Raw genomic sequence first — 13,897 nt, 5'->3', positions numbered from 1 at the left:
CGGGAAGAAGTGCGGCGTGGCGTTGGCCACCGGGAAGGTGATGGCGGCCCCCGGCACCAGCGGCGAGCGCATGGTGTCGGTGACCACGATGGCGCCGACCCCCGCCGCCCGGGTGATCTCCAGCGCCCGCATGGTCTCGGCGCAGTAGGGCTCGAAGCCGAAGGCCACCACCAGATCGCCCTCGCCGAAGGGGGCGAGCTCGGTCAAGAGCCCTCCCTCCTGGCCGCGGATCAGCTGGATATTGGGCATGGCGATGCGTCCCACGTAGGCGAAGTGGTAGGCGCAGGCGAAGGTGTCCCGGAATCCCACCACGGCGATCTTCTCCGCGGCCAGCAGCCGCCGGGCGGCCTCGCGCACCCGGGCCTGATTGTCGGCGGTGAACAGCCGGCCGATGTTGTCGAAGGCGGCGTCGCCCACGTCGAGGAACACCTGGTCGTCGGTCTGGCTGGCCAGGCTGCGCAGCTGGCTGGCGCGCCCGGAGAGCTCCACCGGCCCGGCCTGGACCGCCGACTGGAACACCTCCCGGAACTGCTCATAGCTCTCGAAGCCCAGCCGCTTGGCCAGGCGCACCAGGGTCGAGGCGGTCACCTCGGCGGCGGTCGCCGACTTGCGGATCGACTGGAAGGCGATCTCCACCGGATGCTCCAGGACATAGCCGGCGGCGAGCTTCAGCTGGGGACTGAGCTCGGGGTAGGCCTCGGCGAGCTGCTGGTTCACCGCGTCCAGTCGGGCAGGGCCGCTGTCGGCGCCCGGCACCGTCGCGTCGCGTAGCTCCTGTTCCAGCACGCAGTTCTCCTTGGTTCGGTTGGGGTGGATGGCGCAGGGGGCGCCATTGTACCCGATGGAAGACCGCCCGCGATGACACAATCGTGTCTCGATCAAAAATATTCTGACACGCCTGTGTTGACCCGCCCGCAGCCTTTGGCTAGGATGCCCGGCAGAACAAGCGTGCTGTCTGCAGTAAGATAATGATACGTTTGTTTCCAGGGCGGCGAACCATCGCCGCCGCTTATCGAACTGCCCGCCACGCCGCCGAGACCCGACCTGCATGAGCCAAGCCGCCAATCATTCGCCGAACGCTGCTACCCCGAACTACGAGACGCTGATCACCCGCCGCCACGGTCAGGTGCAGGAGATCCGCTTCAACCGCCCCCATCGCCTCAACGCCGTGACCGAGGCGCTCTATGGCGAGCTCAACGACGCCCTGACCCGCGCCGAGGCAGACGGCGAGGTGCGCGTGGTGGTGCTCACCGGCGAGGGGCGCGCCTTCTGCGTGGGCGCCGACCTCAAGGAGCATAAGGCCGGGCGCACCGCCTTCGATCGCCGCCAGTACCTGCAGGGCGAGCAGATCGTCTGCAAGCGCCTGCTGCAGATGCAGACGCCGGTGATCGCCGCGGTGAACGGCTTTGCCCTGGGTGCCGGTGCCGAGCTCGCCATCGCCTCGGACTTCCTGCTGATGGCCGAGAGCGCCCAGATCGGCCTGCCGGAGGTCACCATCGGCAACTTCCTGGGCGGCGGCGTGACCTGGCTGCTGCCGCGCCTGGTTGGGCTGGCCAAGGCCCGGGAGCTGGTCTTCCTGGGCGAGCGCATCGACGGTGCCGAAGCCGTGCGCATCGGCCTGGCCAACCGCCATTACCCCGACGAGGGCTTCTTCGAGGCCGCCCTGGCCTTCGCCGAGAAGGTAGCGAGCAAGGCGCCCTTCTCCATGGCGCTGGCCAAGGAGCAGCTCACCTTCTCCGGCGAGCGCACCCTGGACGCCTGCCTGACCGCGGAGCTCGAAGGGATGACCTTCGTCGGCACCACCCGGGACTGGCAGGAGGGCGTGGACGCCTTCGCCGAGAAGCGCGCCCCGCGCTTCCAGGGCCGCTGAGACCCGGCGCCGCCCGCCCCCGAATTCGCCACAGATCGCGCCATCGCCATCGCCCGGCCACGGCCGGGCTGGAACAACACTCTTTTTCGCCCACCAGGGCAAGGTCAGCCAGCATATGAACCCCATCGAAGGACACCTCCCCACCCGCAGCCCGCTCCACGACATCCTGGCGCCCGGCGGCATCGCCGTGGTGGGGGCCTCCGCCGACCCCACCAAGCGCGGCTACAAGGCCATGGTCGGCCTGATCAAGGATGGCTACCGGGGCGAGATCTACCCGGTCAACCCCAAGGCCGACATGATCCTCGGGGTCAAGGCCTGGCCCTCGGTGAGCGCCATTCCCGGCAACCCGGCGCTGGCGCTGATCTGCACCCCGGCTGCCACGGTGCCCGGGCTGATCGCCGAGTGCGGGCGGCGCGGCATCAAGGGCGCGGTGATTCTGGCCAGCGGCTTCGCCGAGATCGGTGGTGAGGGGGCCGAGCTCGAGCGCGAGATGATGGAGAAGGCCCAGGCCCACGGCGTGCGCATCATCGGCCCCAACACCTCGGGGATCTTCAACCTGCACCACAAGGTCAACCTGCTGTCGCTGGACAACGTCAAGCCCGGTGGCGTGGGGATCATCTCCCAGTCCGGCAACATGCTGCTGTCGCTGGCGCTGGAGGCCCAGCACAACGGTCACGTGGGCTTCTCCACCTACGTGGGCCCCGGCAACCAGAGCGATATCGGCTTCAACGACTACCTGCGCTACCTGGGCGAGGACGAGCATACCCGGGTCGCCACCCTCTACGTGGAGGGCTTCCGCGACGGGCGCAAGTTCCTCGAGGTGGCCCGGGAGGTGACCGCCATGAAGCCGGTGGTGGTCTACAAGTCCGGCTCCACCGAGGCGGGCCAGAAGGCGGCCAGCTCCCACACCGGGGCGCTGGCCGGCAGCTATGCCATGACCGTGGACCTGCTCAAGCAGTCCGGGGTCAGCGTGGTGCAGCATTCCGACGAGATCCTGCCGGTGGCCGAGGGGCTGGGCCTGCTGCAGAAGGCCCGCGGCAAGCGGGTGGCGGTGATCTCCGACGGCGGCGGCCAGGCGACCATCGCCTCCGACCGCCTGGCCGAGGCGGGCCTGGAGCTCGCCGAGCTCTCCGAGGCGACCCGCCAGAAGCTGCGCGACGTGCTCTTCCCCCAGGCCTCCACCGTCAACCCGGTGGACGTGGCGGGCTCCACCGACGCCAACCCCTCGCTGCTGGCCACCTGCATGGAGATCGTCGCCGCCGACGACAACGTCGACAGCGTCTTCCTGGTGGGCATGTTCGGCGGCTACAGCATCCGCTTCGCCGAGTCGCTGCTGGGCGACGAGATGCGCGGCGCCGAGTCGATGGTCGATCTCTCCAAGGCGACCACCAAGCCGCTGGTGATCTACAGCCTCTACACCCCCATCAAGCCGCCGGCGCTGCGCCGCCTGCACGAGGCCGGCCTGCCCATCTACGCCTCCATCGAGCATGCGGTGCGCGTGCTGGCGGCCTTGGGCGAGCGCGGCCAGTACCTGGCCCAGGTGGAGCGCCAGAGCCGCGAGCGCAGCGTCGAGCCGCTCCCCGAGCTCACCGCCCTGTTCCAGCAGGCCCAGCGCGAGGGCCGCGACCTCTTCGAGTACGAGGCCAAGCGGGTCCTGCGCGACCACGGCATCGAGGTCCCCCTGGAGCTGGTGGTCAGAAGCGAGGCGGAGCTGGCCGAGGCGGCACGGCAATTCGGCGAGACGCCCCTGGCCATGAAGGTGGTCTCCAAGGACATCCTGCACAAGTCCGACGCCGGCGGCGTGAAGCTCAACGTGGTGGGCGAGGCCGCCATGCGCGAGGCCCGCCAGGCGATCCTCGACTCCTGCCGGGAGTATGACGCCGACGCCGAGATCGAGGGGGTGCTGGTCACCCCCATGGCCAGGAAGGGCATCGAGGTGATCCTCGGGGTGATCCGCGATCCCATCTTCGGTCCGGTGCTGATGTTCGGCCTCGGCGGCATCTTCGTGGAGATCCTCGAGGACGTGGCCTTCCGCGCCATTCCGCTGTCGCGCCACGACGCCGGGGAGATGGTGGAGCAGATCAAGGCCAAGAAGATCCTCGGCGGCGTGCGCGGCGAGAAGGCGGTGGACAAGGCGGCGCTGGTGGACCTGCTGCTCAAGGTGTCGCGCATCGTCGAGGCCTACCCGGCGCTCTCCGAGCTCGACCTCAACCCGGTGATCGTCAACGCCGACGGTTATGCGGTGGTGGACGCCCGGGTTATCGTGGCCCGTGACGCCTCAGCCGACAAGGAAGCCCGCTCATGAGCCAGACGCCCCAGCCCAGCCTGCCCCAGCTGACCGATGCCCGCCTGACCCTCGAGGGTCAGGCGGGCGACCCTGACCCTGGACCGCCACGACGTGCGCAACGCCCTCACCGGCACCGCCCTGGTCGATGACATCGTCGCCGTGGCCCAGTGGGTCAACGCCTGTGACGCCGTCTCGGTGCTGGTGATCACCGGCGAGGGCAGCGCCTTCTCCGCCGGCGGCAACGTCAAGGACATGGCCAGCCGCGGCGGCGACTTCGCCGGCGACGTGGCCGAGGTGTCGGCGCGCTACCGGCGCGGCATCCAGCGCATCCCGCTGGCGCTGGCCGAGGTGGAGGTGCCGATCATCGCCGCGGTCAACGGCCCGGCCATCGGCGCCGGCTTCGACCTGGCCAACATGGCCGATATCCGCATCGCCTCCAGCAAGGCGAAGTTCGGCGAGACCTTCCTCAACCTGGGGATCATCCCCGGCGACGGCGGCGCCTGGTTCATGCAGCGCCTGATCGGCTATCAGCGCGCCTTCGAGCTGACCCTCACCGGCCGGGTGATCGACGCCGAGGAAGCGAAGGAGATCGGCATCGTGCTGGAGGTGACCGAGCCCGAGGCGCTGCTGGCGCGGGTGGGCGAGCTGGCCTCCCGCATCGCCGCCCAGCCCCCCAAGGCGACGCGCCTCACCAAGCGGCTGATGAAGATGGCCCAACGCACCGAGCTCAAGGACTTCCTCGACCTCTGTGCGGTCTTCCAGGGCATGTGCCACAACGAGCCCGAGCACCTGGAGGCGGTCAACGCCATGCTGGAAAAGATGGCGAAATAGCGGCTTTTGATCGGTTCATCGCACTTTAGCGTGAACATGTTTGGCAGGTTTGATGGTGGGAGGCCGGCTCTGCCGGGCGAAGGCGCCGCAGGCGCCCCATGGGTAGCGCTGCGCGCTACTTCGCGAGCTGAAGTCGAGGCGTCGAACCGTCCCTCCCACACAGATCTCGTTCACGCCAGTCTGCGAAGAGTCTTTTTATCGCGGCTTTGTATCAGGCACCAAGGCGCCCGGCCCCGGCCGGGCGCTCTCGTTGCAGAAGAAAACACTTGTCGGCGGGGTGCCTGGCTGGCGATGCTGAAGCCATTCATGTGCACAGGGAGGTGACAGGGGATGGCCGACAGCACCCTGGTCTTTATCGTACTGGGCGCAACCCTTGCCGCCTTCGTCTGGGGGCGCTTTCGCTACGACCTGGTGGCACTGGCCGCGCTGCTCGGCTCGGTGATGCTGGGCCTGGTGCCCGGCGAGGAGGCCTTCCTGGGCTTCGGCCACCCGGCGGTGATCACCGTGGCCGCCGTGCTGGTGCTCAGCCGCGGCTTCGAGCGTTCCGGCGTCGTCGACGTCATCGCCGAGCAGGTGCTCAGGGTGGGGGACCGGCTCTTCCTGCAGCTGGCCGCCCTGACCGGCACCGTGGTGGTGCTCTCCGGTTTCATGAACAACGTCGGCGCCCTGGCGCTGCTGCTGCCGGTGGCCATGCGCCTGGCTCGGGAGCATGACACCTCGCCGTCAATCCTGCTGATGCCGCTGGCCTTCGGCTCCCTGCTGGGGGGGCTCACCACCCTGATCGGCACCCCGCCCAATATCATCATCGCCAGCTACCGCGGCTCGGTCACAGGCGACAACTTCGGCATGTTCTCCTTCACGCCGGTCGGCGCCGCCGTGGCCCTGGCGGGGCTCGTCTTTATCCTGCTGATCGGCTGGCGACTGGTGCCGCGCCGGGCGGGCAAGGCCTCGACGGAGGCGATGTTCGATACCGCCAACTACCTGGTGGAGCTGCGCGTCGGCGAGGAGTCGAAGGCCAACGGCCTGACCCTGCGCGAGCTGCAGCAGGAGTTGGAGGAGACCATCCCGGTGCTGGCGGTGGTGCGCGACGAGCGGCGCCGCGCCGGCCACGCCTTCTTCGGCACCCTCCGGGAGGGGGACATCCTGCTGATGGAGGCGGGTCCCGAGGAGATGAAGCTGCTGGAGGACAAGGCGGGCCTGCGCCTGGGCAAGGAGGCCGAGGACGAGGAGCAGGAGGCCAAGGAGCAGGAGGCCAAGGACGAGGAGAAGACGGCCGAGAAGGGCGAGCAGGCGGAGAAGCGCAGCGAGAGCCCGACCCAGCAGAAAGCCGAGCAGAGGGAGGAAGAGGCAACGGACAAGAAGAAGGAGAAGAAGGCGAAGAAGAAGGAGAAAGAGAAAGAGAAGGAAGAGAAGAGCGGCGTGGATACCGAGGGGCTGCAGCTGGCGGAGGCGGTGGTGCGCAACGACTCCATGATGGTCAATCGCACCGTGACCCAGCTGCGGCTGCACAACCAGTTCGGCCTGCACCTGGTGGCGGTGGCCCGGGACGGCGGCCGCCTCAAGCAGCGCCTGAGGGAGATCCGCTTCCGCCCCGGCGACGTGCTGCTGCTGCAGGGCGGCGAGAGCGAGCTCGCCGAGAGCCTGGCCACCCTGGGCTGCCTGCCGCTGGCCAGCCGCGACCTGACCCTGGGGCAGCCGCGCATGCTGCTGGTCTCGCTGGGCATCTTCGCGGCGGCCATCGCGGCCATCCTGCTGGGGCTGCTGCCGGCGGCGGTGGCGCTCTCGCTGGCGGCGCTGGTGGCGCTGCTGGTGGGGGTGCTGCCCCTGCGCGACGGCTACCATGCCATCGACGGGCCGGTGATCGTGCTGCTCGGCGCCATGATTCCGGTGGGACAGGCCCTGGAGACCAGCGGTGGGGCGGCGCTGATTGCCGAGACCCTGTTGATCTGGGGGGGGCAGTGGCCGGCGGTGGTGACCCTGGTGGGGCTCTTCGTGATCACCATGATGCTCTCGGATGTGATCAACAACGCGGCGGCGGCGGTGCTGATGGCGCCCATCGCGGTCAGCCTGGCCAACGGCTTCGACGCCGCGGTGGACCCCTTCCTGATGGCGGTGGCGGTGAGCGCCTCCTGCGCCTTCCTCACCCCCATCGGCCACCAATCCAACACCCTGGTGATGGGCCCCGGGGGCTACCGCTTCGGCGACTACTGGCGCATGGGCCTGCCGCTGGAGATCGTGGTGGTGGCGGTGGCCATCCCGATGATCCTGCTGGTATGGCCCTTGTAGGAACAAGGAACAAGGAACAAGGAACAAGGAACAAGGAACAAGGAACAAGGAACAAGGAACAAGGAACAAGGAACAAGGGGCGAGGGGCGAGGGGCGAGGGGCGAGGAACAAGGGCAAGGAGTGAGAGAGTCCGGCTATACCCCGGTGTGGCTCCTTGCTGCGGTCGAATGGTGGGAGGCCGGCTCCGCCGGGCGAAGGAGGCCGCAGGCTTCTCGGCGAAGAATCCAACAAGAACCCCGGCACTGGGCCGGGGCGTAAGGGTACTGAGTGGGCGGCTGGCCTCAGGCCGCCTGGTGGCGCAGCACCTTGCTCTTGTCGATGGCGAAGGCGTCGTATTCGAAGTCGTCCACGCTGAGCAGCTCCAGCACCCGAGCCTCGCGTTCGCGCATAAAGGTGGCATCTTCCTCACTGATGAGGCCAGCCTTTAGGGCCTCCTCCACGCGCTGCTCGGGGTGCAGCGCGTCGGCGGGCAGCTCCCCCTGGGCGTAGGCCTTGTTGACCGTGCGATAGAGGCCCTCGGCGCGCTCCTGGGTCGCCAGCAGGGCGTTGTACTGGGCCAGGGGGTTCTCCCGGGCGCCGTCATCGGTTCGCCAGATCTCGCGCAGCAGCTTCTCGCGCAGGGCGGTGTCGCGGGAGACGGCCTGGGCGATGGTGCGGGCCAGGTCGTCGAGGGGGCGCTTGAAGCGCCTGCCCCGCGGCATCACCAGCGGGCGCAGCACCCGGGCCAGTGCCCGGCTGGGCAGGTTGTCGAACAGCTCGTCCAGGGACTGCTCGGCGCGGCCCAGCAGGAACTGGCAGGCGTAGTGGAAGAGCGCCGCCTCGCCCTCGACCGGGTCGTCCTCGTGCCACTGCTTGATCACCATGGAGGCGAGGTAGAGGTTGGAGAGCACGTCGCCGAGGCGCGCCGAGAGCATCTCGCGCTGCTTGAGCGTGGAGCCGAGGCTTGCCATGGCGGCGTCCGCGCAGAGCCCGAAGCCGGCGGAGAGTCGCGCGATCTCCCGGGCATAGGGGGCGGCGGTGGCATCGAAGGGCACCGTCGGCCTGCCGAGGCCCAGCCCCTGGGTCAGGGCGCGGGCGGCGTTGCCGAAGATGAGCCCGGCATGGCCGAAGAAGGCGCGGTCGAAGGCCTGGAGATCGTCTGCCTCCTTGGCGGCCAGCTCCTCGAGCACGTAGGGATGGCAGCGGATGGCACCCTGGCCGAAGATCATCAGATTGCGGGTCATGATGTTGGCGCCTTCCACGGTGATCGCCACCGGGTTGGCGCTGTAGCCGATCGCCAGGTAGTTGCGCGGTCCGAGGGTCACCGCCTTGCCGCCGTGGATGTCCATGGCGTCGGCGAGGATCACCCGCTGGAATTCGGTGAGCTGGCTCTTGAGGATCGCCGAGGGCACCGCCGGCTTCTCGCCCTGGTCGATGGTGTTGGCGGTCTGGTAGACGGCGGCCTCGGCGATATAGGTCAGCGCGGTCATGCGGGCGAGGGGTTCCTGGACGCCCTCCATCTCGGCCACCGGCACGTTGAACTGGCGGCGAATGCGGGCGAAGCCACCGCTCCAGCCGATGGCATAGCGGGCGGTGCCGGTGGCGCCGGAGGGCAGGGTGATGCAGCGGCCGATGGAGAGGCACTCCACCAGCATCCGCCAGCCCTGGCCGATCATCTCGGTGCCGCCGATGATGGTATTGAGCGGCACGAAGACATCCTTGCCCTTGATGGGGCCGTTCAGGAAGGGGCTGCCGATGGGATGGTGGCGGCGACCGATCTCCATGCCCGGGGTGTTGCGGGGGATCAGCGCCAGGGTGATGCCGCGATCCGCCTCCTCGCCCAACAGGTGGTCCGGGTCGAACAGGCGGAAGGCCAGGCCCACCACGGTGGCGATGGGTGCCAAGGTGATCCAGCGCTTCTCGAAGTTGAGGCGCACGCCGAGCACCTCCTCGCCGTCGATCACCTGCCGGCACACCACGCCGGTATCGGGCAGCGAGGTGGCGTCAGAGCCGGCGCGAGGCCCGGTGAGGCCGAAGCAGGGGATCTCGCGCCCGTCGGCCAGGCGCGGCAGGTAGTGGTTTTTCTGCTCGTCGGTGCCGTACTTGAGCAGCAGCTCGCCCGGCCCGAGGGAGTTGGGCACGCCCACGGTGACCATCAGGGTCTCGCTGATGGAGAGCTTCTGCAGCACCAGCGACTGCGCCTTGGCGGAGAAGCCCAGGCCGCCGTACTCCTTCGGTATGATCATGCCGAAGTAGCGCTCCTGCTTGAGGTGGTCCCAGAGTTCCTGGGGCAGGTCGGCGCGCTCCTTGGCGATCTCCCAGGCGTTGCACATGCCGGCCGCCACGGTGCACTGATGGTCGAGAAAGGCGCGCTCCTCGTCGGTCAGACCCTCGTCCTTGAAGGCCAGCAGCGCCTGCCAGTCGGGCCGGCCGGTGAACAGTTCGCGGTCCCAGGCCACGCTGCCGGCCTCCAGCGCGGTGCGCTCGGTGTCGGAGACCTTCGGCGAGACCTTCTTGAACAGGGCGAACAGGCGCGGGGTCAGCCACTTGCCGCGCAGCGCCGGGAGGCCGGCGGCGCCCACGACGGCGGCGGCGACCAGCAGCAGGATGCCGAGCAGGCTGGAGGCGGCGAGCAGGCTGGCCAGGCCGGTGACGGCAAGCACCGCCAGGGCGGGCAGGGCGCCCGCCTCGCGGCGCATCACCGCCAGCAGGCCGGCCGCGGCGAGGATCAGCAGGATCAGGGTGAGCATGGAGTGACTCCGGTTGTCGTGGAATGCCAGTATTCGAACAGATGTTTGAATGCTTGCAGCCTAGCCCACTTCCGGGCAATCGGCCAGCCGTGTCCGGCGGCTGGGCGAGGCGGCGCGAACGAGAGGGGCGGATCCGACCCGATCAGGCCGGGCGCCACGGCGGGCGGCACCCGGGTCTCTCGGAGGGCTTGCCAAGCGCGCGGGCCATCGGCATAATGCGTCCCCGTTGTAGGGCGTTCGCCGCCCGGCAGCCTGGCTACGTAGCTCAGCTGGTTAGAGCACATCACTCATAATGATGGGGTCCCCTGTTCAAATCAGGGCGTAGCCACCAGACAGATCAAACGCCCGCTCGGTCATTGGCCAGGCGGGCGTTCTGCTTTCGGGGCGGCGGCAGGGGAGGGTCGCTGCCCCTTGACCTTCAGAAGCGAATCCGTATACTACGCCCCGTGTTCGACGCCGTTCCCGGATAGCTCAGTCGGTAGAGCAAGTGACTGTTAATCACTGGGTCGCAGGTTCGAGTCCTGCTCCGGGAGCCAACGTCGCCTCGAACACCTTGCTGATAACGCCGTGATTCCTCGATAGCTCAGTTGGTAGAGCAAGTGACTGTTAATCACTGGGTCGCAGGTTCGAGTCCTGCTCGAGGAGCCATCAGCCTGGTCTGATGGATAGCCATCAGCCCCCCCTTCTGTTCCCGGATAGCTCAGTCGGTAGAGCAAGTGACTGTTAATCACTGGGTCGCAGGTTCGAGTCCTGCTCCGGGAGCCATCTTCGAGTCGTTTTCCTGATCCGATCCCTGGCCGAGTCCGCTCGCCGGCGCTGTTGCGTGTCTGTCTGGCACGGCCTGTCTGGCGTGGCGAGGCATGACACAAAAGAACGCCGCCCCGAGGGGCGGCGTGATGGGATCTCGCCGGGCCAGACGGCTCAGTGGCGGTTGGCCATGCGGTAGCCGTCGTTGAGCAGGGCATAGTCGAGCAGGATGTGGGCGGCCTCCTGCACCTGCACCTGTTCGACCGGCTCGCTGTCGCTCCCCTCGTCGCGGGCGTCGATCCACTCCTCGAGGAGGTCGAGGCCCAGCGCCTGGCGGCGGTCGTTCTCCAGGGCGAGCTGTTCGGCTTCCTGCTCCTCCACTTCCCGCTGGCGCTGCTCGCGATTGAGGCTGACGCTGGTATTCTGCTCGCGCAGGCGGCGGGTCAGCTCGGCCTGCTGGGTCAGGTAGCGGAAGTTCGGGTGCTCGACGGCGCGGCGGTGGTGACGGTCCTTGAGGGCCTCCAGGTGGCGCCAGGGCTCGCCGTAGTTGCGGTATTGCACCGAGCGCACGGTGTCCCAGTCCAGGGCGTTGTCCAGGCTGCTCTCGCCGATCAGGTCCGGGTCGATCAGGCTCGGGAAGATGATGTCCGGCTCCACGCCACGGTGCTGGGTGCTGTCGCCGGAGATGCGGTAGAACTTGGCGCGGGTCAGCTTGATCTGGCCGTGGCTCAGGTCGTTGAGGGTCTGCACCGTTCCCTTGCCGAAGGTCGGGGTGCCCAGCACCAGGCCGCGGCCGTAGTCCTGGATGGCGCCGGCGAAGATCTCCGAGGCCGAGGCCGAGAGGCGGTTGACCAGCACGCCCAGCGGGCCGTCGTAGATGGCGCCGGCCTCGGTGTCGCCATAGAGGCTGATGCGGCCGCGGGCGTCGCGCACCTGCACGGTGGGGCCGCGGTCGATGAACAGCCCGATCAGCGAGTTGGCCTCCTGGAGGGCGCCGCCGCCGTTGTTGCGCAGATCGAGCACGATGCCTTCGATGCCATCCTCCTTGAGTCGCTCGATCTCGCGGGCCACGTCGCGGGTGGTGCTGCGGAAATTCTCCTCACCGGCCTGCCAGGCGTCGAAGTCGACATAGAAGGTGGGGATCTTGATCACACCGATGCGGTGCGCGCCGTCGTCGCGCTCGATCTCGATCACTTCGCCCCGGGCGGCCTGGTCCTCCAGGTTCACGGTGTCGCGGGTGATCTCGACGATCCGCGAACGGGTCATGTCCACGGCCTGGGCGGGGACCACGTCGAGGCGTACCACCGACCCCTTGGGGCCGCGGATCAGGTCGACCACGTTGTCCAGGCGCATGCCCACCACGTTGACCATCTCGCCCTCCTCCTGGCCCACCGCGATGATGCGGTCGGCGGGCTCCAGGACGCCGGCGCGGTCGGCGGGGCCGCCGGGAACCAGGCTGGACACCTTCACGTACTCGCCGTCGGACTGCAGCAGGGCGCCGATGCCCTCCAGCGACAGCCGCATCTGGATGTCGAAGGATTCGCCCTGGCGGGGCGAGAGGTAGCCGCTGTGGGGGTCGATGCTGCCGGTGACGGCCGCCATGAAGAGGCCGAAGATGTCCTCCTCGTCGGTCTGGCGCACCCGGTTCAACTGGCCCTCGTAGCGCTGGCGCAGGTTGGCCTCCACCTGCTCGTCGTCCTGGCCGCTGATGGAGAGCGTCAGGGCGGCGTTCTTCAGGCGCTTGTACCAGAGGTCGTCGAGCTCCTCGACGCTCTCGGCCCAGGGCGCCTCGTCGCGGTCGAGTTCCAGGCGCAGGTCGCTGTCGTAGGTGAAGCCCAGGCCCTCGTCGAGGCGCGCAAGCAACCATTCGAAGCGCGCCTCGGCGCGGTCGTGGTAGCGCTGGTAGAGGGCGTAGACATCATTCAGGTCCCCATCGAAGAGGGCATCGTCGATGCGGGTCCCCAGGTGGCGGTAGGCCGCCACGTCCCCCTCCAGCAGGAAGGCGCGCTGGCCGTCGAGGACGTCCAGGTAGCGCGCGAAGGCCTGGCGCGACCAGGTGTCATCCAGGCGGATGTCGGCGTAGTGGCCGTAGCGAAGCGACTCGGCGACCTCAACGGCCGCCTGGCGCTGGGCGTCGGTGGGTTGCGGCTGCGCCAGCGCCGTGGTGGCGGCCAGCAGCAGGCCGACCAGGGCGACGGCTGGACGTCCCAGATGGGCAAGCAGGCTCATCAATGAAGCACTCCCGGTTTCATGTACACTCTTCTATCCCTTGACCCTTGCAAGGCCCACGAGTTGCGCGGACCGAATGCGCATTGTAGCAGCTTCCCCCGTCATCCCATGACTTCGATAGAGGAACCCATGTCCCAGGACGACCTCATCGAGCGCCTGCTCGACTTCCTGCGTTGCTCGCCCACCCCCTGGCACGCCGTGGCCAGCATGGCGTCCCGGCTGGAGGCGGCCGGCTACCGTCGCCTCGACGAGCGCGAGCCCTGGCGCCTCGCGCCGGGCGAGCGGGTCTATGTCACCCGCAACGACTCCTCGATCATCGCCCTGCAGCTGCCGCCAGGCGAGCTCTCGGCGCTGCGCCTGATCGGGGCCCACACCGATAGCCCGGGGCTGCGCCTCAAGCCCAGCGCGGCCCAGACCAGCGCCGGCTGGCTGCAGCTGGGTGTCGAGACCTACGGCGGCGTGCTGCTCGCTCCGTGGTACGACCGCGACCTGGGGCTGGCCGGTCGTCTCCATGTGCGCCATCCCGATGGCCGGCTGGAGGGGCGGCTGCTCCACGTCGACCGCGCCGTGGCGATCATTCCCAGCCTGGCCATCCACCTGGATCGCGACGTCAATCAGGGGCGGCCAATCAATCCCCAGACCCAGATGGCGCCGGTGTTCCTGCAGGGCGGCGAGTCGGCGGACCTCGAGCGGCTGCTCAAGGGCTGGGTCGCCGAGCAGCATGGCCTCGAGGAGGTCGAGATACTCGACTTCGAGCTGGGCTTTCACGACATGCAGCCCCCGGCCCGGGTGGGGGTGGAGGGCGAGCTGATCGCCAGCGCCCGCCTCGATAACCTGCTCTCCTGCTTCATGGGGTTGGAGGCGCTGCTCGCCTCGGACGGCCGGCAGGGCGCCCTGCTGGTGGCCAATGACCATGAG

At 68.6% G+C, this 13,897-nt stretch carries 6 protein-coding genes, 4 tRNA genes and 2 pseudogenes (1 of these 12 only partly in view); 9 read left to right on the top strand and 3 right to left on the bottom strand.

All coding sequences use genetic code 11. The features are described from left to right. A partial coding sequence (locus J5F18_RS14485; protein ID WP_346299282.1) for a MurR/RpiR family transcriptional regulator occupies positions 1-786 on the bottom strand: 786 nt, incomplete at its 3' end. A 262-nt stretch (positions 787-1,048) separates the two neighbouring features. On the opposite strand from J5F18_RS14485, the gene J5F18_RS14480 reads away from it, so the two are divergent. From J5F18_RS14480 to J5F18_RS14465, 4 genes and pseudogenes are all read left to right on the top strand, one after another. After that, on the top strand, positions 1,049-1,870 hold the full coding sequence (locus tag J5F18_RS14480; protein ID WP_346299281.1) for an enoyl-CoA hydratase/isomerase family protein: 822 nt from the start codon (positions 1,049-1,051) through the stop codon (positions 1,868-1,870). A 115-nt stretch (positions 1,871-1,985) separates the two neighbouring features. Beyond that, positions 1,986-4,175 (top strand): acetate--CoA ligase family protein, encoded by a 2,190-nt coding sequence (locus J5F18_RS14475; protein ID WP_346299280.1) that lies wholly within the window; start codon positions 1,986-1,988, stop codon positions 4,173-4,175. Next, positions 4,172-4,988, top strand: a pseudogene (locus J5F18_RS14470) (enoyl-CoA hydratase-related protein). The gene J5F18_RS14475 and the pseudogene J5F18_RS14470 overlap by 4 nt, the downstream one beginning before the upstream one ends. Positions 4,989-5,318: 330 nt before the next feature. Next, positions 5,319-7,274: an SLC13 family permease gene (locus tag J5F18_RS14465; protein ID WP_346299279.1), complete on the top strand. Its 1,956-nt coding sequence runs from the start codon at positions 5,319-5,321 to the stop codon at positions 7,272-7,274. A 281-nt stretch (positions 7,275-7,555) separates the two neighbouring features. Here J5F18_RS14465 and J5F18_RS14460 read toward each other — a convergent pair whose 3' ends face one another. Next, positions 7,556-10,003 carry an acyl-CoA dehydrogenase gene (locus J5F18_RS14460; RefSeq protein ID WP_346299278.1) on the bottom strand — a complete coding sequence of 816 codons (2,448 nt, stop codon included), beginning with the start codon at positions 10,001-10,003 and terminating at the stop codon, positions 7,556-7,558. Between the two features lie 254 nt (positions 10,004-10,257). On the opposite strand from J5F18_RS14460, the gene J5F18_RS14455 reads away from it, so the two are divergent. The 4 genes from J5F18_RS14455 to J5F18_RS14440 all read left to right on the top strand — a co-directional run bounded on the left by J5F18_RS14455 (position 10,258) and on the right by J5F18_RS14440 (position 10,768). Next, a tRNA-Met gene (locus tag J5F18_RS14455) sits at positions 10,258-10,334 on the top strand. Positions 10,335-10,463: 129 nt separating this feature from the next. Then, a tRNA-Asn gene (locus J5F18_RS14450) sits at positions 10,464-10,539 on the top strand. 36 nt (positions 10,540-10,575) lie between these two features. Beyond that, a tRNA-Asn gene (locus tag J5F18_RS14445) sits at positions 10,576-10,651 on the top strand. A 41-nt stretch (positions 10,652-10,692) separates the two neighbouring features. Continuing rightward, positions 10,693-10,768, top strand: a tRNA-Asn gene (locus J5F18_RS14440). Positions 10,769-10,924: 156 nt separating this feature from the next. Here the strand turns inward: J5F18_RS14440 and J5F18_RS14435 are convergent. Then, positions 10,925-12,979 (bottom strand): carboxy terminal-processing peptidase, encoded by a 2,055-nt coding sequence (locus J5F18_RS14435; protein ID WP_346299277.1) that lies wholly within the window; start codon positions 12,977-12,979, stop codon positions 10,925-10,927. Between the two features lie 129 nt (positions 12,980-13,108). Here J5F18_RS14435 and J5F18_RS14430 point away from each other — a divergent pair. Continuing rightward, positions 13,109-13,897 (top strand): annotated as a pseudogene (locus J5F18_RS14430) (M18 family aminopeptidase) (it continues 508 nt past the right edge of the window).

The organism is Halomonas sp. BM-2019 (genome assembly GCF_017584085.1).
This window is presented reverse-complemented; position numbering and strand designations above follow the sequence as displayed.